Origin of the sequence: Bacillus sp. JJ1127, from assembly GCF_036965845.1 — a bacterium.
Taxonomy (GTDB): Bacteria; Bacillota; Bacilli; order Bacillales; family Bacillaceae_G; genus Bacillus_A.
The window spans coordinates 636-20,159 of sequence record NZ_JBALQK010000014.1 but is presented as its reverse complement, the minus strand read 5'-3'; the positions used below and the strand labels follow the sequence as shown (position 1 = coordinate 20,159).

17 protein-coding genes, 12 tRNA genes and 2 pseudogenes are annotated in these 19,524 nt (G+C 37.8%); 2 read left to right on the top strand and 29 right to left on the bottom strand.

The features are described 5' to 3' along the window. Positions 1–22 precede the first annotated feature (22 nt). From V7183_RS02360 to V7183_RS02300, 13 genes are all read right to left on the bottom strand, one after another. A tRNA-Gly gene (locus V7183_RS02360) sits at positions 23–93 on the bottom strand. Position 94: 1 nt separating this feature from the next. Next, positions 95–171 (bottom strand) — tRNA-Pro (locus V7183_RS02355). 6 nt (positions 172–177) lie between these two features. Further along, positions 178–251, bottom strand: a tRNA-Arg gene (locus tag V7183_RS02350). Between the two features lie 92 nt (positions 252–343). Then, a tRNA-Leu gene (locus V7183_RS02345) sits at positions 344–429 on the bottom strand. 3 nt (positions 430–432) lie between these two features. Further along, positions 433–513: transfer RNA gene (locus tag V7183_RS02340), tRNA-Leu, on the bottom strand. 15 nt (positions 514–528) lie between these two features. Further along, positions 529–601 (bottom strand) — tRNA-Lys (locus V7183_RS02335). Positions 602–606: 5 nt separating this feature from the next. Next, positions 607–681: transfer RNA gene (locus V7183_RS02330), tRNA-Gln, on the bottom strand. A gap of 73 nt (positions 682–754) precedes the next feature. Continuing rightward, positions 755–830: transfer RNA gene (locus tag V7183_RS02325), tRNA-Asp, on the bottom strand. 34 nt (positions 831–864) lie between these two features. Next, positions 865–940: transfer RNA gene (locus V7183_RS02320), tRNA-Val, on the bottom strand. Positions 941–945: 5 nt separating this feature from the next. Then, a tRNA-Glu gene (locus V7183_RS02315) sits at positions 946–1,020 on the bottom strand. An 8-nt stretch (positions 1,021–1,028) separates the two neighbouring features. Continuing rightward, positions 1,029–1,119, bottom strand: a tRNA-Ser gene (locus V7183_RS02310). A 3-nt stretch (positions 1,120–1,122) separates the two neighbouring features. Continuing rightward, a tRNA-Asn gene (locus V7183_RS02305) sits at positions 1,123–1,197 on the bottom strand. A gap of 83 nt (positions 1,198–1,280) precedes the next feature. Beyond that, a complete protein-coding gene (locus tag V7183_RS02300; protein ID WP_097897770.1) occupies positions 1,281–1,766 on the bottom strand; it encodes a SprT family protein in 486 nt (161 codons plus the stop codon). 250 nt (positions 1,767–2,016) lie between these two features. Here V7183_RS02300 and cmpA point away from each other — a divergent pair, with 250 nt between their 5' ends. Then, on the top strand, positions 2,017–2,133 hold the full coding sequence (gene cmpA, locus V7183_RS02295; RefSeq protein ID WP_097897771.1) for a cortex morphogenetic protein CmpA: 117 nt from the start codon (positions 2,017–2,019) through the stop codon (positions 2,131–2,133). Positions 2,134–2,193: 60 nt separating this feature from the next. On the opposite strand, the gene V7183_RS02290 is transcribed toward cmpA, so the two are convergent. The 6 genes and pseudogenes from V7183_RS02290 to acpS all read right to left on the bottom strand — a co-directional run bounded on the left by V7183_RS02290 (position 2,194) and on the right by acpS (position 7,153). Continuing rightward, the gene (locus V7183_RS02290) at positions 2,194–4,362 is read right to left on the bottom strand and encodes a Tex family protein (protein WP_335358572.1); all 2,169 of its coding nucleotides are present in this window, start codon (positions 4,360–4,362) and stop codon (positions 2,194–2,196) included. 65 nt (positions 4,363–4,427) lie between these two features. Continuing rightward, entirely contained in the window at positions 4,428–4,778 is a 351-nt protein-coding gene (gene ndoA, locus V7183_RS02285; protein WP_003194532.1) for a type II toxin-antitoxin system endoribonuclease NdoA, read from the bottom strand. Between the two features lie 4 nt (positions 4,779–4,782). Beyond that, positions 4,783–5,070, bottom strand: coding sequence for an antitoxin EndoAI (locus V7183_RS02280; RefSeq protein WP_000004571.1), 288 nt, complete (start codon positions 5,068–5,070; stop codon positions 4,783–4,785). A 152-nt stretch (positions 5,071–5,222) separates the two neighbouring features. After that, a pseudogene (locus V7183_RS02275) lies at positions 5,223–5,566 on the bottom strand (alanine racemase); the annotation flags it as partial. 120 nt (positions 5,567–5,686) lie between these two features. Further along, on the bottom strand, positions 5,687–6,637 hold the full coding sequence (locus V7183_RS02270; RefSeq protein WP_141523220.1) for a LolA family protein: 951 nt from the start codon (positions 6,635–6,637) through the stop codon (positions 5,687–5,689). 156 nt (positions 6,638–6,793) lie between these two features. Beyond that, positions 6,794–7,153 carry a holo-ACP synthase gene (gene acpS, locus V7183_RS02265; protein ID WP_097897774.1) on the bottom strand — a complete coding sequence of 120 codons (360 nt, stop codon included), beginning with the start codon at positions 7,151–7,153 and terminating at the stop codon, positions 6,794–6,796. 92 nt (positions 7,154–7,245) lie between these two features. Between acpS and V7183_RS02260 the strand changes: the two genes are divergently transcribed. Beyond that, positions 7,246–7,809: a rhomboid family intramembrane serine protease gene (locus V7183_RS02260; protein ID WP_097897775.1), complete on the top strand. Its 564-nt coding sequence runs from the start codon at positions 7,246–7,248 to the stop codon at positions 7,807–7,809. Positions 7,810–7,830: 21 nt separating this feature from the next. On the opposite strand, the pseudogene V7183_RS25910 reads toward V7183_RS02260, so the two are convergent. From V7183_RS25910 to V7183_RS02215, 10 genes and pseudogenes are all read right to left on the bottom strand, one after another. Beyond that, a pseudogene (locus V7183_RS25910) lies at positions 7,831–7,938 on the bottom strand (UV DNA damage repair endonuclease UvsE); the annotation flags it as partial. 90 nt (positions 7,939–8,028) lie between these two features. Next, the gene (locus V7183_RS02255; protein ID WP_097897776.1) at positions 8,029–9,576 is read right to left on the bottom strand and encodes a DEAD/DEAH box helicase; all 1,548 of its coding nucleotides are present in this window, start codon (positions 9,574–9,576) and stop codon (positions 8,029–8,031) included. A 306-nt stretch (positions 9,577–9,882) separates the two neighbouring features. Continuing rightward, on the bottom strand, positions 9,883–11,259 hold the full coding sequence (locus V7183_RS02250; RefSeq protein ID WP_335358571.1) for a UDP-N-acetylmuramoyl-tripeptide--D-alanyl-D-alanine ligase: 1,377 nt from the start codon (positions 11,257–11,259) through the stop codon (positions 9,883–9,885). 61 nt (positions 11,260–11,320) lie between these two features. Beyond that, entirely contained in the window at positions 11,321–12,409 is a 1,089-nt protein-coding gene (locus tag V7183_RS02245) for a D-alanine--D-alanine ligase (RefSeq protein WP_335358570.1), read from the bottom strand. 240 nt (positions 12,410–12,649) lie between these two features. Next, positions 12,650–13,924 (bottom strand): MDR family MFS transporter, encoded by a 1,275-nt coding sequence (locus tag V7183_RS02240; RefSeq protein WP_097897779.1) that lies wholly within the window; start codon positions 13,922–13,924, stop codon positions 12,650–12,652. 107 nt (positions 13,925–14,031) lie between these two features. Then, positions 14,032–15,447 carry an amino acid permease gene (locus tag V7183_RS02235; protein ID WP_097897780.1) on the bottom strand — a complete coding sequence of 472 codons (1,416 nt, stop codon included), beginning with the start codon at positions 15,445–15,447 and terminating at the stop codon, positions 14,032–14,034. A gap of 333 nt (positions 15,448–15,780) precedes the next feature. Then, positions 15,781–16,953: a homogentisate 1,2-dioxygenase gene (locus tag V7183_RS02230; RefSeq protein WP_097897781.1), complete on the bottom strand. Its 1,173-nt coding sequence runs from the start codon at positions 16,951–16,953 to the stop codon at positions 15,781–15,783. Further along, positions 16,919–17,875 (bottom strand): fumarylacetoacetate hydrolase family protein, encoded by a 957-nt coding sequence (locus V7183_RS02225; protein ID WP_097897782.1) that lies wholly within the window; start codon positions 17,873–17,875, stop codon positions 16,919–16,921. Before V7183_RS02225 ends, V7183_RS02230 begins: the two co-directional genes overlap by 35 nt. 77 nt (positions 17,876–17,952) lie before the next feature. Then, positions 17,953–19,071, bottom strand: coding sequence for a 4-hydroxyphenylpyruvate dioxygenase (gene hppD, locus V7183_RS02220; RefSeq protein ID WP_335358569.1), 1,119 nt, complete (start codon positions 19,069–19,071; stop codon positions 17,953–17,955). A 364-nt stretch (positions 19,072–19,435) separates the two neighbouring features. Then, positions 19,436–19,524: DUF3948 family protein (locus tag V7183_RS02215; RefSeq protein WP_335358574.1), on the bottom strand; the 89-nt coding region annotated here is incomplete at its 5' end.

The following is a 19,524-nucleotide window of genomic DNA, read 5'->3' as shown; positions in this document are numbered from 1 at the left end:
GTTCAGTTTTCAAAGAACTAAAAGCGGGTGAAGAGAATCGAACTCTCGACCAGAGCTTGGAAGGCTCTTGTTTTACCACTAAACTACACCCGCGTGGTCGGGAAGACAGGATTTGAACCTGCGACCCCCTGGTCCCAAACCAGGTGCTCTACCAAGCTGAGCCACTTCCCGTAATAGCGCGCCCGAGAGGACTCGAACCCCTAACCTTTTGATCCGTAGTCAAACGCTCTATCCAATTGAGCTACGGGCGCTTATTCATGATGTTCCGTCGTTGTTGTTTTTCAGCGACTCAATTATCTTATCACGTTGCATCTTTAAATGCAAGCACTTTTTTATTTTTCTTTGGTGCGGCCGAGAGGACTTGAACCTCCACGGGGTTTCCCCCACTAGGCCCTCAACCTAGCGCGTCTGCCATTCCGCCACGACCGCGTATGCGGGTGAAGGGAGTCGAACCCCCACGCCAAAGGCGCCAGATCCTAAGTCTGGTGCGTCTGCCAATTCCGCCACACCCGCGGAAATAAAAAAGAATGAGCCATGAAGGACTCGAACCTTCGACCCTCTGATTAAAAGTCAGATGCTCTACCAACTGAGCTAATGGCTCGTAAATGGCTGGGCTAGCTGGATTCGAACCAGCGCATGACGGAGTCAAAGTCCGTTGCCTTACCGCTTGGCTATAGCCCATCGAAATTTGTGACGAAAATCATTTTATCACAATAACCAATAAAAAACAACTGCTACATAGCAGAAGTTAAAATGGCGGTCCCGACCGGGGTCGAACCGGCGATCTCCTGCGTGACAGGCAGGCATGTTAACCACTACACCACGGGACCATTTGAACTTAGATTAAGATCTACTTATTATATATGGTGGAGGATGACGGGATCGAACCGCCGACCCCCTGCTTGTAAGGCAGGTGCTCTCCCAGCTGAGCTAATCCTCCAAAAGTGGTGACCCGTACGGGATTCGAACCCGTGTTACCGCCGTGAAAGGGCGGTGTCTTAACCACTTGACCAACGGGCCAATATGTATGGCAGAGAAGAAGGGATTCGAACCCTCGCACCGCGTTAGCGATCTACTCCCTTAGCAGGGGAGCCCCTTGAGCCACTTGGGTACTTCTCTGTATGGCTCCGCAGGTAGGACTCGAACCTACGACCGATCGGTTAACAGCCGATAGCTCTACCACTGAGCTACTGCGGAATAAGAAAGACAATTTGTATCTTATAAAACTTCACGTTATAAGTCAAGTCATTTCTACAATGTCTTGTACAAACGTGACATGTTTATAATATACTGGATTGATTTTTAACTGTCAAGGTGTTTTTTATTTGTTTTAGTTTCCCTCTACACTTTCCACAAACATATCTTTCTGTATTCATTTGGCGCCTTCTCACATACTGAATAGAACAACCCACACATTCATACACATAAGTTTTAATCTCCTTGTTTACTCCAGCCATTCTCTTACAAAACCTAGGTGCATCCACCTTCTTTAACAACTCACGAAAATCTCGATCTCGATGTTTGTATCCTTTTCCTTCAATATGCAAATGGTAATGACAGAGTTCATGCTTAATAATACCTATCAGTTCTTCCTCTCCATACATTTTATAATAATGATAGTTTAATTCTATATTGTGACTTTTTAATAAATACCTTCCACCAGTTGTACGCAATCGTTTATTGAACATTGCTTTATGTAAAAAGACCTTTCCGAAATACTGTAATGATATTTCTTCCACAAGCCGTTGCACTTCTTGTTCATTCATTTTTATTCCTCCCAAACAAAAAATAAACTTACACTTTTCTCTCTTCTTATACATATATTAAATAGTACATATACCCATCCTCATTCAAAAAGTGAGACTTTTATGAATAACACTTACCTTGCGCTATCCATAAAAGTCTGCTAACCAAACTCTTATAGGAAGTTCCTAACAGTTAATTTTTCCGCTTCTTTTGTATCCTTAAATACAAGGAACTACTTATTCGAGTAGGATTAAACAAGGAGGGATTCTTATGCCCACGTGGCTCCGAAAGCAAATGCAACGTGCATATTTCGAAAAAAACCGGTATCAGATTAAGTTACTGAATGAATGCTGGTTTTACTATAGCAGAACACATCAAAGCTCCTAATCAATTGAGCTTCCCCATCCCTAAAAAAAGAGCAGTCTTTCCCCTGCTCTTTTTTTCTTACTATTCAATTGGTAACATCGATAATGCAACACGACCCTTTTTCATATCAACATCATCTACCCATACCTTTACAATTTGTCCAACAGATACAATATCTAATGGGTGCTTTACAAATTGCTTACTTAATTTAGAAATATGTACTAAACCATCTTGTTTCACACCAATATCAACAAACGCACCGAAATCAACAACATTCCGAACAGTTCCTTCTAACTCCATGCCACGCTTTAAATCTTCTAATTTTAGAATTCCCTTTTTCAAAAGTGGTTTTGGCAGTTCGTCACGCATATCTCGCTCTGGACTAATTAAAGCATCTATAATATCAACTAGTGTTGGCTCACCAATCTTCGTTTCTTGGGACAATTTAGAAATATCTACTCCCGCTAAACACTTCTGTAATTGTGGTTGTCCTACGTCACTAATCGCTAAACCTAAACTTTTTAATAATAATTCAACATTTTTATATTGCTCCGGATGGATACTTGTTCTGTCTAACGGATTTTCTCCTTCTAATATACGTAAGAAACCAATACATTGTTCATAGGTTTTCGCACCTAAACGCGGTATTTTCTTTAACTCTGTTCGTTTTGTAAACTTCCCATTTTCCTCACGCTTAGCGACAATATTTTTCGCAACCGTTTTTGATAACCCCGAAACGTATTGTAATAATGGAACCGAAGCTGTATTTACATTAACCCCAACTTGGTTAACTGCTGTTTCCACTACAAACGTTAATGATTCATTTAATCTCTTTTGTGATACATCATGCTGATATTGTCCTACTCCAACTGATTTCGGATCAATCTTCACAAGTTCAGCAAGCGGATCTTGTAAGCGGCGTCCAATTGAAACGGCACTTCTTTCTTCAACTTGTAAATCCGGAAATTCTTCACGAGCTAAATCAGAAGCTGAATATACACTAGCACCTGCTTCATTTACAATAATATAAAAAACATCTCGCTGTACATTTTGTAAGACATCTACTATGAATTCTTCCGTCTCTCGAGAAGCAGTTCCATTCCCAATTGCAATCATCTGCACTTGGTATTTATCTATAATAGAAAGAACTTTCCCTTTTGCATCCTCATATTTTCGAACAGGGGGATGCGGATAAATAACATCAATATGCAAAACTTTTCCTGTATCATCTACCACAGCTAATTTGCAGCCTGTTCGATATGCAGGGTCTACTGCCAATACTACTTTCCCTTTCATTGGTGGCTGCAATAATAAATTACGTAAATTCTCAGAAAAAATATGGATTGCTTGCTCTTCTGCCGTTTCAGTTAATTCTTTACGAATCTCCCTTTCTATTGATGGTTGAATTAATCGCTTATATCCATCTTCAATCGCTAATTGTACATACAATGCACTTTTGGAAGATTCATCACGAATCACTTTTTTATGTAGAAAATGAACAACTTCTTCTGTTGGCGGGATAACAGAAACTTTTAGTACCTCTTCCTTTTCGCCACGATTTATAGCTAATACACGATGTGGGACAATTTTTTGAAGCGGCTCTTCATAACCGTAATACATCTCGTATATATTTTTCTCATCTTTTTCTTCATCCTTTACAGACGAAGATATCATCCCCTTTTTGAATGTAACATTTCGAATCCAACTACGATATGTGGCATCATCCGATATAATTTCTGCAATAATATCTTGCGCACCTCGCAGCGCATCTTCCGTAGATTGCACTTCCTTTTCAGCATCAATAAATGCCATCGCTTGTTCTGTTGGCTCTTCTTTTGTAAACAACAATAGCCATTCCGCTAAAGGTTCTAACCCTTTTTCTTTCGCAATCGTCGCTTTTGTTCTTCTTTTTTCTTTATAGGGACGGTACAAATCTTCTACTTCTTGTAACTTTGTTGCAGAAACAATATGATTTCGTAAATCTTCTGTTAACTTTCCTTTTTCGTTAATAAGACGAAGAACCTCTTCTTTCCGATCTTCAAGTTGCATCATATATTGCCATCTTTCTAAGATCGCACGAATTTGCACTTCATCTAAAGAGCCTGTCCATTCCTTTCGGTAACGAGCAATAAATGGAACTGTGTTACCTTCTTCTGTTAATTGAATAACATGACGAACTTGCTTCTCTGTAAAGCCTAATTCTTTCACTAACATTTTCATTAACGCTTGTCGATTATCTACCATTTCCATATACAACCGTAACCTCCTCTAATAAAAAAAGTTGCCTCTAAAAGAGAGCAACTTAAACTGCCGATTTAAAAATCTATTAGTCCTAAACTAATTTGTAAAGCCTCATCTACACGACTCATCATCATCTCATCTAAATGAGTGATTTTGTCCGTTAAACGTTGCTTATCGATTGTTCGAATCTGCTCGAGCAAGATAACAGAATCTCTCTCAAATCCGTACTTTTTCGCATCAATTTCCACATGTGTGGGCAATTTCGCTTTCTGAATCTGCGCAGTAATAGCCGCTACAATCACAGTCGGACTAAAACGATTTCCGATGTCATTTTGAATGACAAGAACCGGACGAACGCCTCCTTGTTCAGAACCAACAACTGGGGAAAGGTCTGCAAAATACACGTCGCCGCGTTTTACAATCAAAATATTACCCCCCGCTAACTAAGCGTTCTACCGTATGAGCTGCTTCATACTCTGCTAAGAAAGCTTCAGATGCAATACCAAGATTAATTTTTCCCATTTCAATGTACCCACGTCGCATTGATTCATGTTGGTAGCGTTTCTTCGTCTTATGTTGACGCAATAACAGTTGTGTTGCCTGGCAAATTAGTTCATGGCGATTCTTATTCTCTTGTTTTCCAATTCCGTCCAATTCCGTTACCACTTGCTTAGGCAACCGAACCACGATTTCAGTAGTTACACTTGATTCGGACACAAAATACACCTCCACCGTCAACTACACACCCAAATATATATGACACCTATTGTAATAATACCATTGTATGGAGCCTGTTGCAAAGACTTCCTTGTTCCTTGCTTATGTTTTCCAATTCACAAATAAAACATTCACTCTCTTTTATTTTTTATCTCTTCAATCCATTCTTTTTTGACAAACCGTTAATGCTACATCATTTTCAACAGCCACATTTACATCACGCGGCGGCGAAGGACCTAATACTAAAATTGATGCTGTAACCCGCTCGACAAAGTACCAATGCCTCATCTAAAAAGGTAACTGCTAATCTTATTACCCCCGCCTCTAATGCTGTTTTTTCCACTGGGACATAGTCATGTCCATATGCATTTTCTTTTATTACAGCAAAAACCTCCACATCATCGGGAATAAGTTCTTTGATGCGCGTTACATTGTTATAGATTGCATCCAAATCTACTTCTACCCACGTATCATGGTAGAACGATGGTTCTTCCATAAAAAAAACTTCTTTATATACGATATGCGAAGCTTATTCTTTTATATGCGTCTTTTTATGAAATCCATTCCTCAAACCAGGAAAAGACGTGGTGCTTATATATCACCACGTCTAAGAAGGTTATTTTACCTGCTTCGCTGTAACAGAACGAGCTACCATTAATAACTCATCTGGTTCTAACCCTTTAGACACGAGCATATATTCCACTCCGTTATGCGACCACGTTAAAGAGTCTTTCGTCAGCGCACCAATTGTAAAGCCAAGGTCAACTAACTCTCCACTTACACTGATTGGTGACGAGGCCTCTGCAACTTTCGCCTTTTCTTGTATTAAAGTGAAGGATTTCTTATCTCCAGTGTATGTGAGTATTGCACGCTTGCCGCTGTCTGTCTTTAACTCCTTCTCTTCTTTTAAAACAACACCTTGCGGGGTATCACGTGGATATAAAATAGCAAACGGTTTATCTTCTTTTGCCGTTGTCTGTACATCAACTTGCGCTCTAGACATATTTTGTTTCGTATCAAATGCACCCTTATCAAACTTTGTATCAAATTTCACCTTCGAAAAATCTACTTTCACAAGAACATTTTGATCATTATCCATCAATTTTACCGAGACGGGCGTTAAATCACTTTTATTAAACGTAATTTCTTGCCTCGGCAACATATTTTGATGGTGATAATTTGTTTTTGCCTTAAACACATAGTACTTATCGGTTTTCTCAAACGAAAGGTTTTTCTGATCCTGTAAGATGTCTCTTACAAGCGACTCATACAAGTAAGCTTGACTACTGTTTTGCGGCCAGTCACTTTGAAAACGAAAGCTTTTATTAAGAGATGGTGTTAATACAAATACACCTTCATTATTTCTTAAAATAATTTGACTCTGATCCTTTTTCGTATTTTTTAAATTTACGCGATAATAAGAAGGTTCTTTATGCCAAATTTCAACGTTATACTCCTGTGGCTCATTTCCCGTTTTAATGGATAGTTTTGCCTCTGCTTGATAACTCTTCATCCCCTTAACCTTCGCTTCTAAATCTCGCACAACATCTTCCTGTTTCTTTTCCATACAACCTGCTAACACAAAAACGGTCAATAAACCGACAATCACTAAAAATAGCCGCCTTTTCATCGCTTCAGCCCCTTTGCCCCTATAAATGAATGGAAGATATTTCTTCCTTATCGCTAACTCAAATATATGAGACAAAGATATAAAATATGCAGACTAGCGTGACGAGCTTTCTAAAACAACTTGAGCCACAGCAAATTCCCTACTATGACTAATCGATAGATGGACGATATTTTCCGTATTTGCAAAGAGTACTGGCTTACCTTTCTCATCATTTCTTATTTCAATATCTAAAAAACTCACTTCTTTTCCAATACCAGTTCCAACCGCCTTAGAGTACGCTTCTTTCGCTGCAAATCTTCCCGCAACAAATTCCACAAGACGATTCCCTTTCAATTCAGCAGCAATACCACGTTCTCTTTCAGTCAAAATACGCTCCATAAATTTAAGCTTTCCATCTAGCATTTTTTCGATTCTATTCAGCTCGATAATATCAATTCCAATTCCTATAATCATTTCAAAAATCCCCTTCTTCTATTTGTCTCTCTTCGTTCATATTGTAAGAATAACAGAGAATCTTTCTGATGCAAAAGGAGTGAAACTATAGAATGTCTATCCGTATCCCCCTACAACCCGCTGTCCTCTCTTTGCTTTTCTTACAATTGATTATGATGATACTAAGTAATTTTTTCTTTTCTACTATAGCGGCCTGTAATACATGCATTGCCCAAGGGGAATGGTGGCGATTTATAACTTCACTATTTATACACGTAGACTTACAGCACTTTCTTTCCAATAGCATTTGTTTACTTATTCTTGGTTACTCTATTGAAAAACAACTAGGCAGTATTGCCTTCGCAATTATATTTTTCACCTCCGGCATTAGCGGTAATATCCTCTCTTATCTCATTATGCCCCTTGAATATATTCACGCCGGCGCATCAGGTGGAATTTTCGGATTACTCGGTGCACAACTATTCATTTTATACAGTCGCTATCGAACTGCTCAGCCCAAAGAACTTGTTCTGTTTTCTTCAATTATATCTATATTACTTCTCTTTACCTTCTTTAATCCTTCTGCCAATCCTATCAGCCATTTAACCGGGCTATTAATCGGCGGTATTTACACCCCGCTTTTAGCAAAAAAAATCGATGGTGCAGAGCTTATTTAATACAAAAGCTCCCACCATCGAATCATGTCCTTGATTATGCTTTAATAACCATAAACAATTTTCTAAATTAGCATTAACAATTCTCTCAAGTTTATGAATCGCCGCTACATAACCAAGTCTTACAAGTATAAAGCCCCTCTTTTCTATCCGACTTATTATACAGAATGCGTAACTATACAAACAAAAAGAGGATATCCTTTTTGGACATCCTCTTTTTTATTAAGCTTGTGGCTTACGGCTATGATGTTTTCTTTCGCCGCGTCCATTTGAAGATCCCGGGCGACCTTGACCTTCACCTTTGCGACCACGGCTACGATTACCGTCACGATTGCGACCATCACGATTACGATCACGATTACGGCCATCGCCACGGCCATCACGATTACGATTACGGTTTCCATCACGGTTTCCATTTCCGTTACCACCGCGCTTTTTAGAACCTCTTGAAACAACCGGTGGCTCTGACGTTAAAGCGATTGGTGTTGTATCTGGCTCTTTTGTCATCATTTTTAAAGCAGCTGCTACAACAGTTACAGAATCATTTTCTTCTAACATTTCTTCTGCAATACGTTTGTAGTATGATAAGTTATCACTTTCAATTGTGCTTTGAAGTTTTTCTGCGATTAAACGTTGTTGACCTTCTAATGCTTCGTCAAGTGTCGGTGCATTCATACGGTCCATTTTACGGTTTGTTGTACGCTCGATATTTTTTAATTGTCCTGATTCACGTGGCGTTACAAATAGCATTGCAATACCCTTTTTACCAGCACGGCCAGTACGACCAATACGGTGAACATATGATTCTGGATCTTGTGGAATATCGAAGTTGTATACGTGTGTTACACCTGAAATATCAAGGCCACGCGCTGCAACGTCTGTTGCAACAAGTACTTCGATAGAACCTTCTTTAAACTTACGTAATACAGACATACGTTTCGCTTGTGTTAAATCACCATGTATACCTTCTGCTGCATAACCACGTAAGTTTAACGCTTCTGATAACTCATCCACACGACGCTTTGTGCGACCAAATACGATTGCAAGCTCTGGAGATTGAATATCTAATAAGCGCGTTAACACGTCAAACTTTTTCTTTTCTTGCACTTCTAAATAGAACTGCTGAATGTTTGGCATTGTTACTTCTTTTGCTTTTACTTTAATGTGTTGAGGCTCAGTCATGAAACGCTCAGCAATACGACGGATTGGATCTGGCATTGTTGCTGAAAATAATAATGTTTGATGTGTTTCTGGCACATCTGTTAAAATTGCTTCAATATCTTCAATGAAGCCCATGTTTAACATTTCATCTGCTTCGTCAAGAACAACAGTTTCTACGTTTTGTAGACGAAGTGTCTTACGGTTAATATGATCTAAAATACGACCCGGCGTACCAACAATAATGTGTGGGTGTTTTTTTAGAGCACGAATTTGGCGGTTAATATCTTGGCCACCATAGATTGGTAAAATACGAACACGTTTATGTTTACCAATTTTGTAAAGTTCTTCTCCAACTTGAATTGCTAATTCACGCGTTGGCGCGATAACAATACCTTGAACTGATTCTTTATGTGTATCCACTTTGTCCAATAGCGGTAATCCGAATGCTGCTGTTTTCCCTGTACCTGTTTGCGCTTGCCCAATAATATCTTTACCTTGCAATGCATGCGGAATTGTTTCAGCTTGAATTGGCGTAGCCTCTTCAAAGCCCATGCTTTCAACAGATTGCAGTAAAGAATCACTTAATCCTAATTCTCGAAATGTTGTCAATGTTACTTCTCCTTTTCTATCCTATACTTATCATTTAAAAAAAGGCGTTTTCCGAATTTGCGGAAAAGCCCTTTTCCTGAATGCTCACGTATATAAACGGGCGTATATTCTTCGCGAAAATACTTCTAAACGTTATTACACTTTATCAATTATAAGTTTTGTATGTGCAAAAAGCAAACCCCAACTGTTACCTTATTTCATATTCAGAGCTTTTTTCTTTACTTTTACTTTTTAATCATTTGCTGTAAGCGCTTATTATGAGTTTCCTCTATTTTCGTAGCTATCATCCCTATTTATATGCACCAATTATTTCAACATCGTAATGACTTCTTCCATCTTCATTCCACGAGATGCTTTCACTAATACAACAGCCTTTACATCAACGACAGCCTCTAAGTCTTTCACGAGATCTTCTTTATTATTATATGCTTTTACACGTTCACTAGGGAAATTAATTTTTGCTCCTTCCGCAATTTGAGCCCCTAGTCTACCGTATGTAAATACATAGGAGATTCGCGCAGGATCAATTAACTTACCCACTTCATAATGAAATTGCACTTCTTGGTCTCCAAGCTCTAGCATATCACCAAGAACAACAATCTTTTTAGAAAATCCATCTAAACCATTCATTAAATGAAATGCCGCTTCCATTGCCGTTGGACTTGCGTTATATGCATCATTGATAATTGTTAATCCAGTATTTGTTTTTACAATTTCCATTCGCATCCCTGTCATTTGAAGTGTTACTAAGCCTTGTTTCATTTCTTCCCATGTTACACCAAAATATTTCGCGATCGCCATCGATGCAAGTGCATTATATACATTATGTTTTCCAAGGACAGGCAAATAAAACATAACAGTTTCATCTCGGTTCATCTTAAAGTACGTTCCAGTTGCTTGCAATGTTACAGAAGTTGGATAATAATCATTCGCTCTTGCATCGCCAAATGTAACAGTTTCTGCCGCTAAATTCATCTTTGGAACACGGTTTGTTAATAGAGGTTCGTCCCCATTGTATACAAATACGCCGCCTTCTTGTAACCCTGTAACAATTTCAAGCTTCGCCTCAGCAATCGCATCACGAGAACCTAAATCCATTAAATGTGCTTCTCCAATATTCGTAATGATTGCTGCGTTTGGACGAGCTAACTTAGATAAAAATTCAATTTCGCCTCGGCTAGACATCCCCATCTCTAATACAGCCATTTCTGTATCTTCTTCTAAGTTCAAAATCGTAAGGGGTAAACCAATATGGTTATTAAAATTACCCTCTGTTTTTTGCACCTTAAATTTAGTTACAAGAAGACTTGTCACGATATCTTTTGTAGATGTTTTACCATTACTGCCCGTTACCCCAACAACCTTTACATCTAATTGATCGCGATAGTTTTTCGCTAATATTTGCAATGCCTCTAACGTATCTTCTACAAAAATAACAGGAATATTTGCAGGTGGATTTTGTACATCTTTTTTCCAAAGCGTAGCTACAGCCCCATTTTCAATTGCCTTATCTACAAAAGAATGACCATCAAAGCGCTCCCCTTGAATCGGAACATATAAATTACCTTTTTCAATTTTTCGTGTATCAATTGATACGCCTTGTATAGTAATTTCGGCATATCTCTCTACTAAACCTGTTCCATTCGTCATTTGTTCTATTTGTTTTAACATTCGTTTTATCATAAAAACACTCCTTACATAGAGGAAGCACTATTCTCTTGAATAGTGCTTCCTCCTTTGTTTGTTAGATTGTATATTTAATTTTTTGCTTTTCTTCGTGACGCTCAATTGCCAAACGAATTAATTCTTCGATTAACTCCGGATACGGCAAGCCTGTATGCTGCCATAATAATGGGAACATACTAAATGGTGTAAACCCTGGCATTGTATTTACTTCATTAATATATACTTCCCCATCTTTTGTTAAGAAGAAGTCCGCTCTTGTTAAGCCCGCACTGTCTAAAGACTGGAATGCACGAATTGCATCTCTTTGAATTGTAGCTGACTCTTCTTCTGTAACTTCAGCTGGAATAATTAATGCTGTATCGCCGTCGATATATTTTGATTTATAATCATAAAACTCTTTCTTAGGTACAATCTCACCTACAACAGAACATTTTGGCTCATCATTACCTAAAACGCCAACTTCAACTTCACGACCTACAATATTTTCTTCAACAATAATCTTGCGGTCAAATTGGAACGCTTCTTCAAATGCTTTCTCTAATTCTTCACGATCTTTACATTTATTAATACCAACACTTGATCCAAGGTTTGCTGGTTTTACAAAACATGGGTAACCTAATACTTCTTCTACCTTTTCATAAGCCTCTTGACGATTTTTCTCCCATACACTGCGAATGAAAGAGGCATACTTCGCTTGTTTTAATCCAGCTTCTGCGAAGATATTTTTCATAACAACCTTATCCATACCAGCAGCTGATGCTAATACACCATTTCCAACGTACGGTATATTCATTAGTTCTAATAACCCTTGTACCGTTCCATCTTCACCATTTGGTCCGTGTAACAATGGGAAAATAACATCAATTGCCTCTTCTTGCTTAGAAGAAGCAGTAGGGATAATTTCTGTACTTAATGATACTGGAGAAATTGCATTTTCCTCTCCATTCATTTGTAAAGCTTGCACGCTTGTTACTTCACCTGTAATGCGCTCACCACGCATCCATTGGCCTTGCTCTGTAATATAAATCGGATGAATCTCGAATTTTTCTTGATTTAATGCTTTAATAGCAGCTAGAGCTGTTTGTAATGAAACTTGATGCTCTGCTGATTTTCCACCATATAATAAACCTAATTTAATTTTCGTCAATGAAATCACCCTAACCAATTGTTTTCATTTTTCTATTTTAGCACTTTTTATAGAAATAGGTAGTTCCTATTTAAAATAAAATGAAACTTCCACCAAATAACAAAAAGACACCACTTATTGTTTTTTTTGTATAATTTTCTTCATCCCTCATCAAAAAACTTTAAAGTAAGATTACAATACGTTCTAGTTATGTACCTAAAATATGAAGAAACACTTCTTTTTGTGTATGTCACCTATAAATTATGAAGATCGTTTCGCCATAGTACCCTTTTGCCTTTGCTCGACAAGACGATCTAACGATATATATATAATACCTGCCACTATACATCCTACACCTAGAATTGTGAATAATAAGTGCCCTAATAGCCGGTCAAGTAATAGGCCTCCTAGAAGCGGACCAAATGCATTCCCTGTAATCCATTGCAAACTTGCTGCCCCCATATATGTCCCGCGTAAATGCTCTGGTGCCAAATTTGCAACAAACGTCATTTGTACAGGAGACATAATCATCTCGCCTAATGTGTATACCGCATATACAACAAGTAATGTTACTAAAATAACCGTAGCGTCTGTTCCAGATCCTCCAAACCACTTCGGTAGCCAACCGATGAAGAACAAACCAATCCCAAATAACCAAGCACCGTATAACATCGTCTTCCCAACTGGTTTATCTGTTGCCCACTTAGAAATTTGAAATTGGAATAGAACAACTAGCAAACCGTTTAAAGCCATTAAATATGGATATGGGTTGTTTTTACCAAATATATCTTTCATTTCATTATCAAAATGAAGTGGAAGCATACCCTCCGTTTGAGAAAATCCCATAGAAATCATAATCCCTGCTAACAAATAAATCATCAACACCTTGTCTCCCAAAATAATTTTCCAAACGGGCTCTGATTCCCTATTCTTATTCTCCTGCTTTTCGTTTATAACTTTTGGCATTGTTTCTTGAATAAGTATCAAAACAAGCAGCGCATAAAATATCATTGTAGATGCCGCAATGATAAACACAAGATTTTTTGAAAGTACAACCACCGATGCCCCCATAATCGGTCCGATTGCTGCACCAATATTATGTCCCATCCGTAATAAGCCGTACGCCTCTGTCCTCTTTTCAGGTACAGTTACATCTGCTACCATTGCTGACGCCGCTGGATGAAACAATGAATTACTTAATCCTAAAAGAATAGACAATATAGCATAAGGAATAAATCCTTCTATAAATAAAAAACCAAGCATTAACAATGCATTACTCGCCATTGAAAATACCATAATCGGCTTTCTTCCATATATATCAGCAATTCTGCCCCCGATAAGAGAACCAACACTTGCTGCGATAGGAGAAAGTGCCATAATAATCCCTACTTGTAATAAGGAATCTACTTTATCCTTTAAATACAATGCAAAAAACGGCATCAACATCATCATCGCAATTCCATTTAACGTTTCTCCAACAAACCGAATCCATACGTTACGATCCATCTCTCTTAGCTCACGCCATGTGTTTTTCATCTCTCCACCCCTTTAATCAACCACCCCTTATCTTATATTATTTTTAGAAAAATGTAAATTTTCGAAATAAAAGGTCCGTTCTACTCTACTTAGAACGGACCTTTTTCTTATAAATTCGCTACATCTTCCTCATCTTTTCTATTATTTAAAACACTATGTTTTCTACTATATAAGAAGTACACTGCTACACCAATCACCATCCAAATACCAAAACTCATCCATGCTGTCCCCGATAATTGAAGCATTAAATATATGCAAAAGATAACAGTTAACGCTGGTAAAAATGGTACAAGCGGCGCCTTAAATGCACGCGGTAAATCTGGATGTGTTTTTCTCATTACGATAACCGCAACAGCCACAAGTGCAAATGCTGATAATGTCCCCATATTTACAAGATGTGCTAATACATTTAAATCGATAAGCCCTGAAATAAGTGCTGCAATAATTCCTGTCGTCCATGTATTTAGAAATGGCGTTTTGAATCTTGGATGGACTTTAGCAAGGCCCTTCGGCAATAATCCATCGCGACTCATTGCATACGAAACACGAACTTGTCCATACATCATAACTAACATTACAGTTGTAATGCCTGTAATTGCCCCTACAGAAATAACACCTGCTAAACTATCTTGTCCAATAAATTGAAGTGCGAAAGCTACTGGATCTGAGATATTTAACTTTCCGTATGGAACAATTCCTGTCAAAATAAGCGAAACCGCAATATAAAGAATTGTACAAACGAGTAACGATGCAATAATGCCAATCGGTAGATCACGTTGTGGACGCTTAACCTCTTCTGCAGCTGTTGATACAGCATCAAATCCAATAAATGCAAAGAAAACTGTAGCTGCTCCAGCCATTACACCATCAAGCCCAAATGGCATAAAAGGTGTCCAATTTTCTGGCTTCACATAATTAAATCCAGCAAAAATAAAAATGAAAACAACCGCTAATTTAATAAAAACCATTATATTATTTACACGTGCACTTTCACGTACACCTCTAGATAAAAGAGCTGTCATAATTAAAATGATAAGAACAGCAGGTAAATCAATAAGACCACCCTTCCCTGTCCCAGGAGCAGAGGATAGAATGGTTGGAATATGAATACCAAATCCCTTTAATAATGATTGAAAATAAGCAGACCATCCGTTTGCTACAGCAGATGTGGCCAACAAATATTCCAACATTAAATCCCATCCAATCAAGAACGCAAATACTTCTCCCATTGTTGCATATGTATACGTGTAAACACTTCCTGAGACAGGAACTGAAGATGCAAATTCCGCGTAACAAAACGCGGCAAAGGCACACGCTAATGCAGCTATAGCGAATGATAAAATAATAGCTGGTCCAGAATGTTTCGCTGCTACAACACCGGTAAGAACAAAGATTCCTGTTCCAACAATTGCTCCAATCCCAAGCATCGTTAAATCAAGTGCCCCTAATGTTCTTGCTAATGTCTTCTGCTTACTTTCTTGCAGTAATTTTGCAATCGGCTTTTTTTGAAAAATTTGCTTCATAGCACGCACCTCTATTTTTAAATTTTCTGAAAATTTTAATTCGTTTCTTATTTTACTTATAACCTATTTTTTAGTCAACACTTTTGTCGAAATAAACAGAAAACTATCTAATAAATGAGAAGAGAAAAATTTCATCCATGAATAAAAGTTGCTATTATCATATTTGTTCCGCAGGTTAAAGAATTTAACGGTTTAAAAATCCCCAAAAAACATATACAAATAATGTATATAGATATATTCCCATATCTTTTTATAGGTATTTTTGGTATTCTATAAATTGTCGATTCCAAAAAGGAAAGAGGCATGTTCATTTTATGAACGTGCCTCTTTCTTCTATTTAACCGTATGCGAAGTCTCTTCAATCCAACTATACATATATTTTTCATCTTCCGTTTCATGCGCTTGTTTTACAATACGAAGTGGACGGAATGTATCAATCATAACAGCTAATTCAATTGTTTCTTTTTTCCCTAAACTCGCTTCTGTTTTTCCAGGGTGGGGTCCATGAGGAATGCCGCTCGGATGAAGCGTAATCGAACCTTCTTCTACACCTTTTCTGCTCATGAAATTCCCTTCTACATAATAAAGAACCTCATCACTATTTACGTTGCTATGATAATATGGTGCTGGAATTGCCTCTGGATGGTAATCATATAAACGAGGTACAAAAGAACAAATAACAAAGTTATGACCTTCAAATGTTTGATGAACTGGTGGTGGCTGATGAATACGTCCTGTAATTGGTTCAAAGTCCTCTATATTAAAGACCCACGGATATAAATATCCATCCCAGCCAACAACATCTAGCGGATGATGCGCCATAATATGCTTATGCATATTACCTCTCGACTTTGTCATAACGACAAACTCGCCTTTTTCATCATATGTCTCTAACTTCTCTGGTCCACGAATATCTCTTTCACAGAAAGGACTATGCTCTAACAATTGACCGTACTCATTACGATAGCGGCGAGGTGTTGTAATTTGGCTATTTGCTTCTACAACAAGAAACTTAGATTCACCCTCATCTGGGATGACCCGATATATTGTTCCAATTGGAATCGTTATATAATCACCTTTCCGGTAATGAATCGTTCCAAACATCGTCTCAATTTTCCCAGTTCCATAATGAATGAATAACATTTCATCTCCATCACCATTGCGATAGAAATAATCCATTTTTTCTGTCGGATTCACAACGCCGATTAACAAATCTTCATTTCCTAATATGAAATTCCTTCCACTTACCGCATCTCCAGTTTTCCTATTCTCTTTCGTGCGAAAGTGACGATGAGCAAGTACTGCATCTTCTTCATACTGTAACTGACAAGAATGTGCTAATGCAGCATGCCCTACTTCTGTTGGCATATAATGATGATACAAAATAGATTGTGTACCTGAGAAACCTTTCGTCCCCATCACCTGTTCACGATAAAGTGAAGCATCTTCCTTACGAAACTGCACATGTCGTTTATGAGGAAGTTTCCCCATGTGACGATAGTACATGCCCATCACCCGCTTTCATTTCTTTTTTCACTGTATTACGCAATGTGCCTAGTCCAGTGATCGTAAGTTCTACAACATCACCATCTTGTAACCACTTTTCTGTACCAAGTTCTAAAATACAGCCAGTGCCAACCGTTCCAGAACCAATTACATCTCCTGGATATAACGTAACATCCTCTGAAGCACGTTCAATCATTTCTGCAAACGTATAGTAAATATCTTGGAAATTTCCTTTAGACAAAAGTTCACCATTCACATGAGCAGTCATTTCTAAGTTATAACGTTCACCCGTGCGATAAACATCTAATTCCTCTTTCGTAACAAGATAAGCTCCTAATGAAGTAGCAAAGTCCTTTCCTTTTGCTGGACCAAGCCCTACTTTCATCTCTGTTGCCTGTAAATCTCTAGCACTCCAGTCATTCATAATACAATAACCAAAAATATATTCTTCTGCTTGTTCACGCGAAATATTTCTTCCCTCTTTCCCAATGACACAAGCAATTTCTAATTCATAGTCAAGCTTTTGAGTCTGTTTCGGGCAAGAAACTGTAACTTCTGGCCCAATGACAGCACGGTGATTTGTAAAATAAAAAACCGGAATATCATACCACTCTGGAACAACATCTAACCCACGACGTCCACGAGCCGTTTTGACATGTTGTTCAAATGCATAAAAGTCACGAATACTACTTGGATTAGGGATGGCTGAACAAAGCTGCACATCTTCCAAAGAGTACACGCCACTTGTTGGTTTTCGAATACCACGCGCTATTTCTACATACTCATCCGCTTTCTCTAAAAAAGCAAGCATTGATGAAGGAAGTACACCATTACTTGCCATATTCATATCAATTACTTTATCGCCTTCCAGCCAACCCGCTCGCATGTTTTGTGAAGGAAGACGAAATGTAACAAATTTCATCAATATTCCTCCCTACTAATCATGAAATACAACTTCCACCAGCAAAAATGTTTATTTCTTGCTGGTGGATAAATATTTTATAGATTTCCGCGGCGTTCTTGTTCTCTTTCAATAGATTCAAATAACGCTTTAAAGTTTCCTTCTCCGAATCCACGAGAACCTTTACGCTGAATAATTTCGATAAATAATGTTGGGCGATCTACAATTGGCTTTGTGAAAATTTGTAGCAAATACCCTTCATCATCACGATCCACAAGAATCTTAAGCTCTTTTAGCTTGTCAATTTCTTCATCGATTTTCCCAACGCGTGCTATTAACTCATCGTAATACGTATCTGGTGTATCTAAAAACTCTACTCCATTTGAACGAAGCGCTTCAACTGTTTTCACAATATCATTTGTCAGCAATGCAAGATGCTGTACGCCTGCACCATTATAAAACTCTAGATACTCTTGAATTTGTGATTTTCGTTTCCCATCTGCTGGTTCATTAATCGGAAACTTAATACGACTTCCATTTGTCATAACCTTTGACATTAATGCAGAATACTCTGTGCTAATATCATCATCATCAAAATGAATCATTTGTTTAAAGCCCATAACGTTTTCGTAATAGCTAACCCATTCTTCCATTTTTTCAACATTACCTACAACATGATCCACAGCAATTAAACCTGACTCTTCTGATGGAATATTAAATTCAACTTTTTCATAGCCAGGCATAAATGTCCCTTTATAATTTTTACGCTCTACAAGCGTATGAATTGTGTCACCATACGTACCAATAACTGCTTTTTTCAATGTTCCATGCTCATCCGTTAGCTCTTCAGGCGGAGCGATCGCAACAGCACCTCGTTTTACCGCTTCTGAATATGCTTTATCAACATCATCAACAAGTAAAGCGACGTCTTTTACTCCATCACCATGAACCTTTACAAATTCAGCAATGCGGCTATCACTATTTAAAGCCCCAGACACAACAAAACGCATGTTTTTCTGCACAAGAACATAAGATACCTTTTCACGGTTTCCTGTTTCCAATCCAGAATAAGCTACAATTTCAAATCCAAATGCTCTCGCAAGGTAATAACTTGATTGCTTTGCATTTCCTACATAAAATTCTAAATGATCAACATCGCGTACTGGAAAGAAATCCTCCATTTGTGCAGCTAACGTATCCATAGATTTTTGTTTCATAAATTCCTCATCCCCCTGTAAATAAATTAAATGTTACATACTTAGAACCAATCGAAAACGCTTCCAGCTATCACCCAAAAAAATAGTTAGCAAGCTAACAGATTTCTGACTTTTAAAATTTTCTATCTTTTCTGTCAAATTCCTCTTTTTTCTTCCACATAAAATTCGACTTTTTTTTCTTTAAAATAACAGGGAATTCATACATTTAAGGATATGATTTAATGACGTGAATATAGAACAAGTAAAAACTATTAGAATACAAAAAAGGCCCTAACATATTAATTATCTATAATATGCTAGAGCCTTTATTTTTTTTGAATAATGGTACGAATAACATATGAGAAATTCCTCTTACCTATCCCCATCATACTAATACATTTGCAAGGAATACAATAAGTGCTGTTAATACTGCTGCTCCAGTTGCTGCTCCTAAGAAATCCATTTTTGTTACTT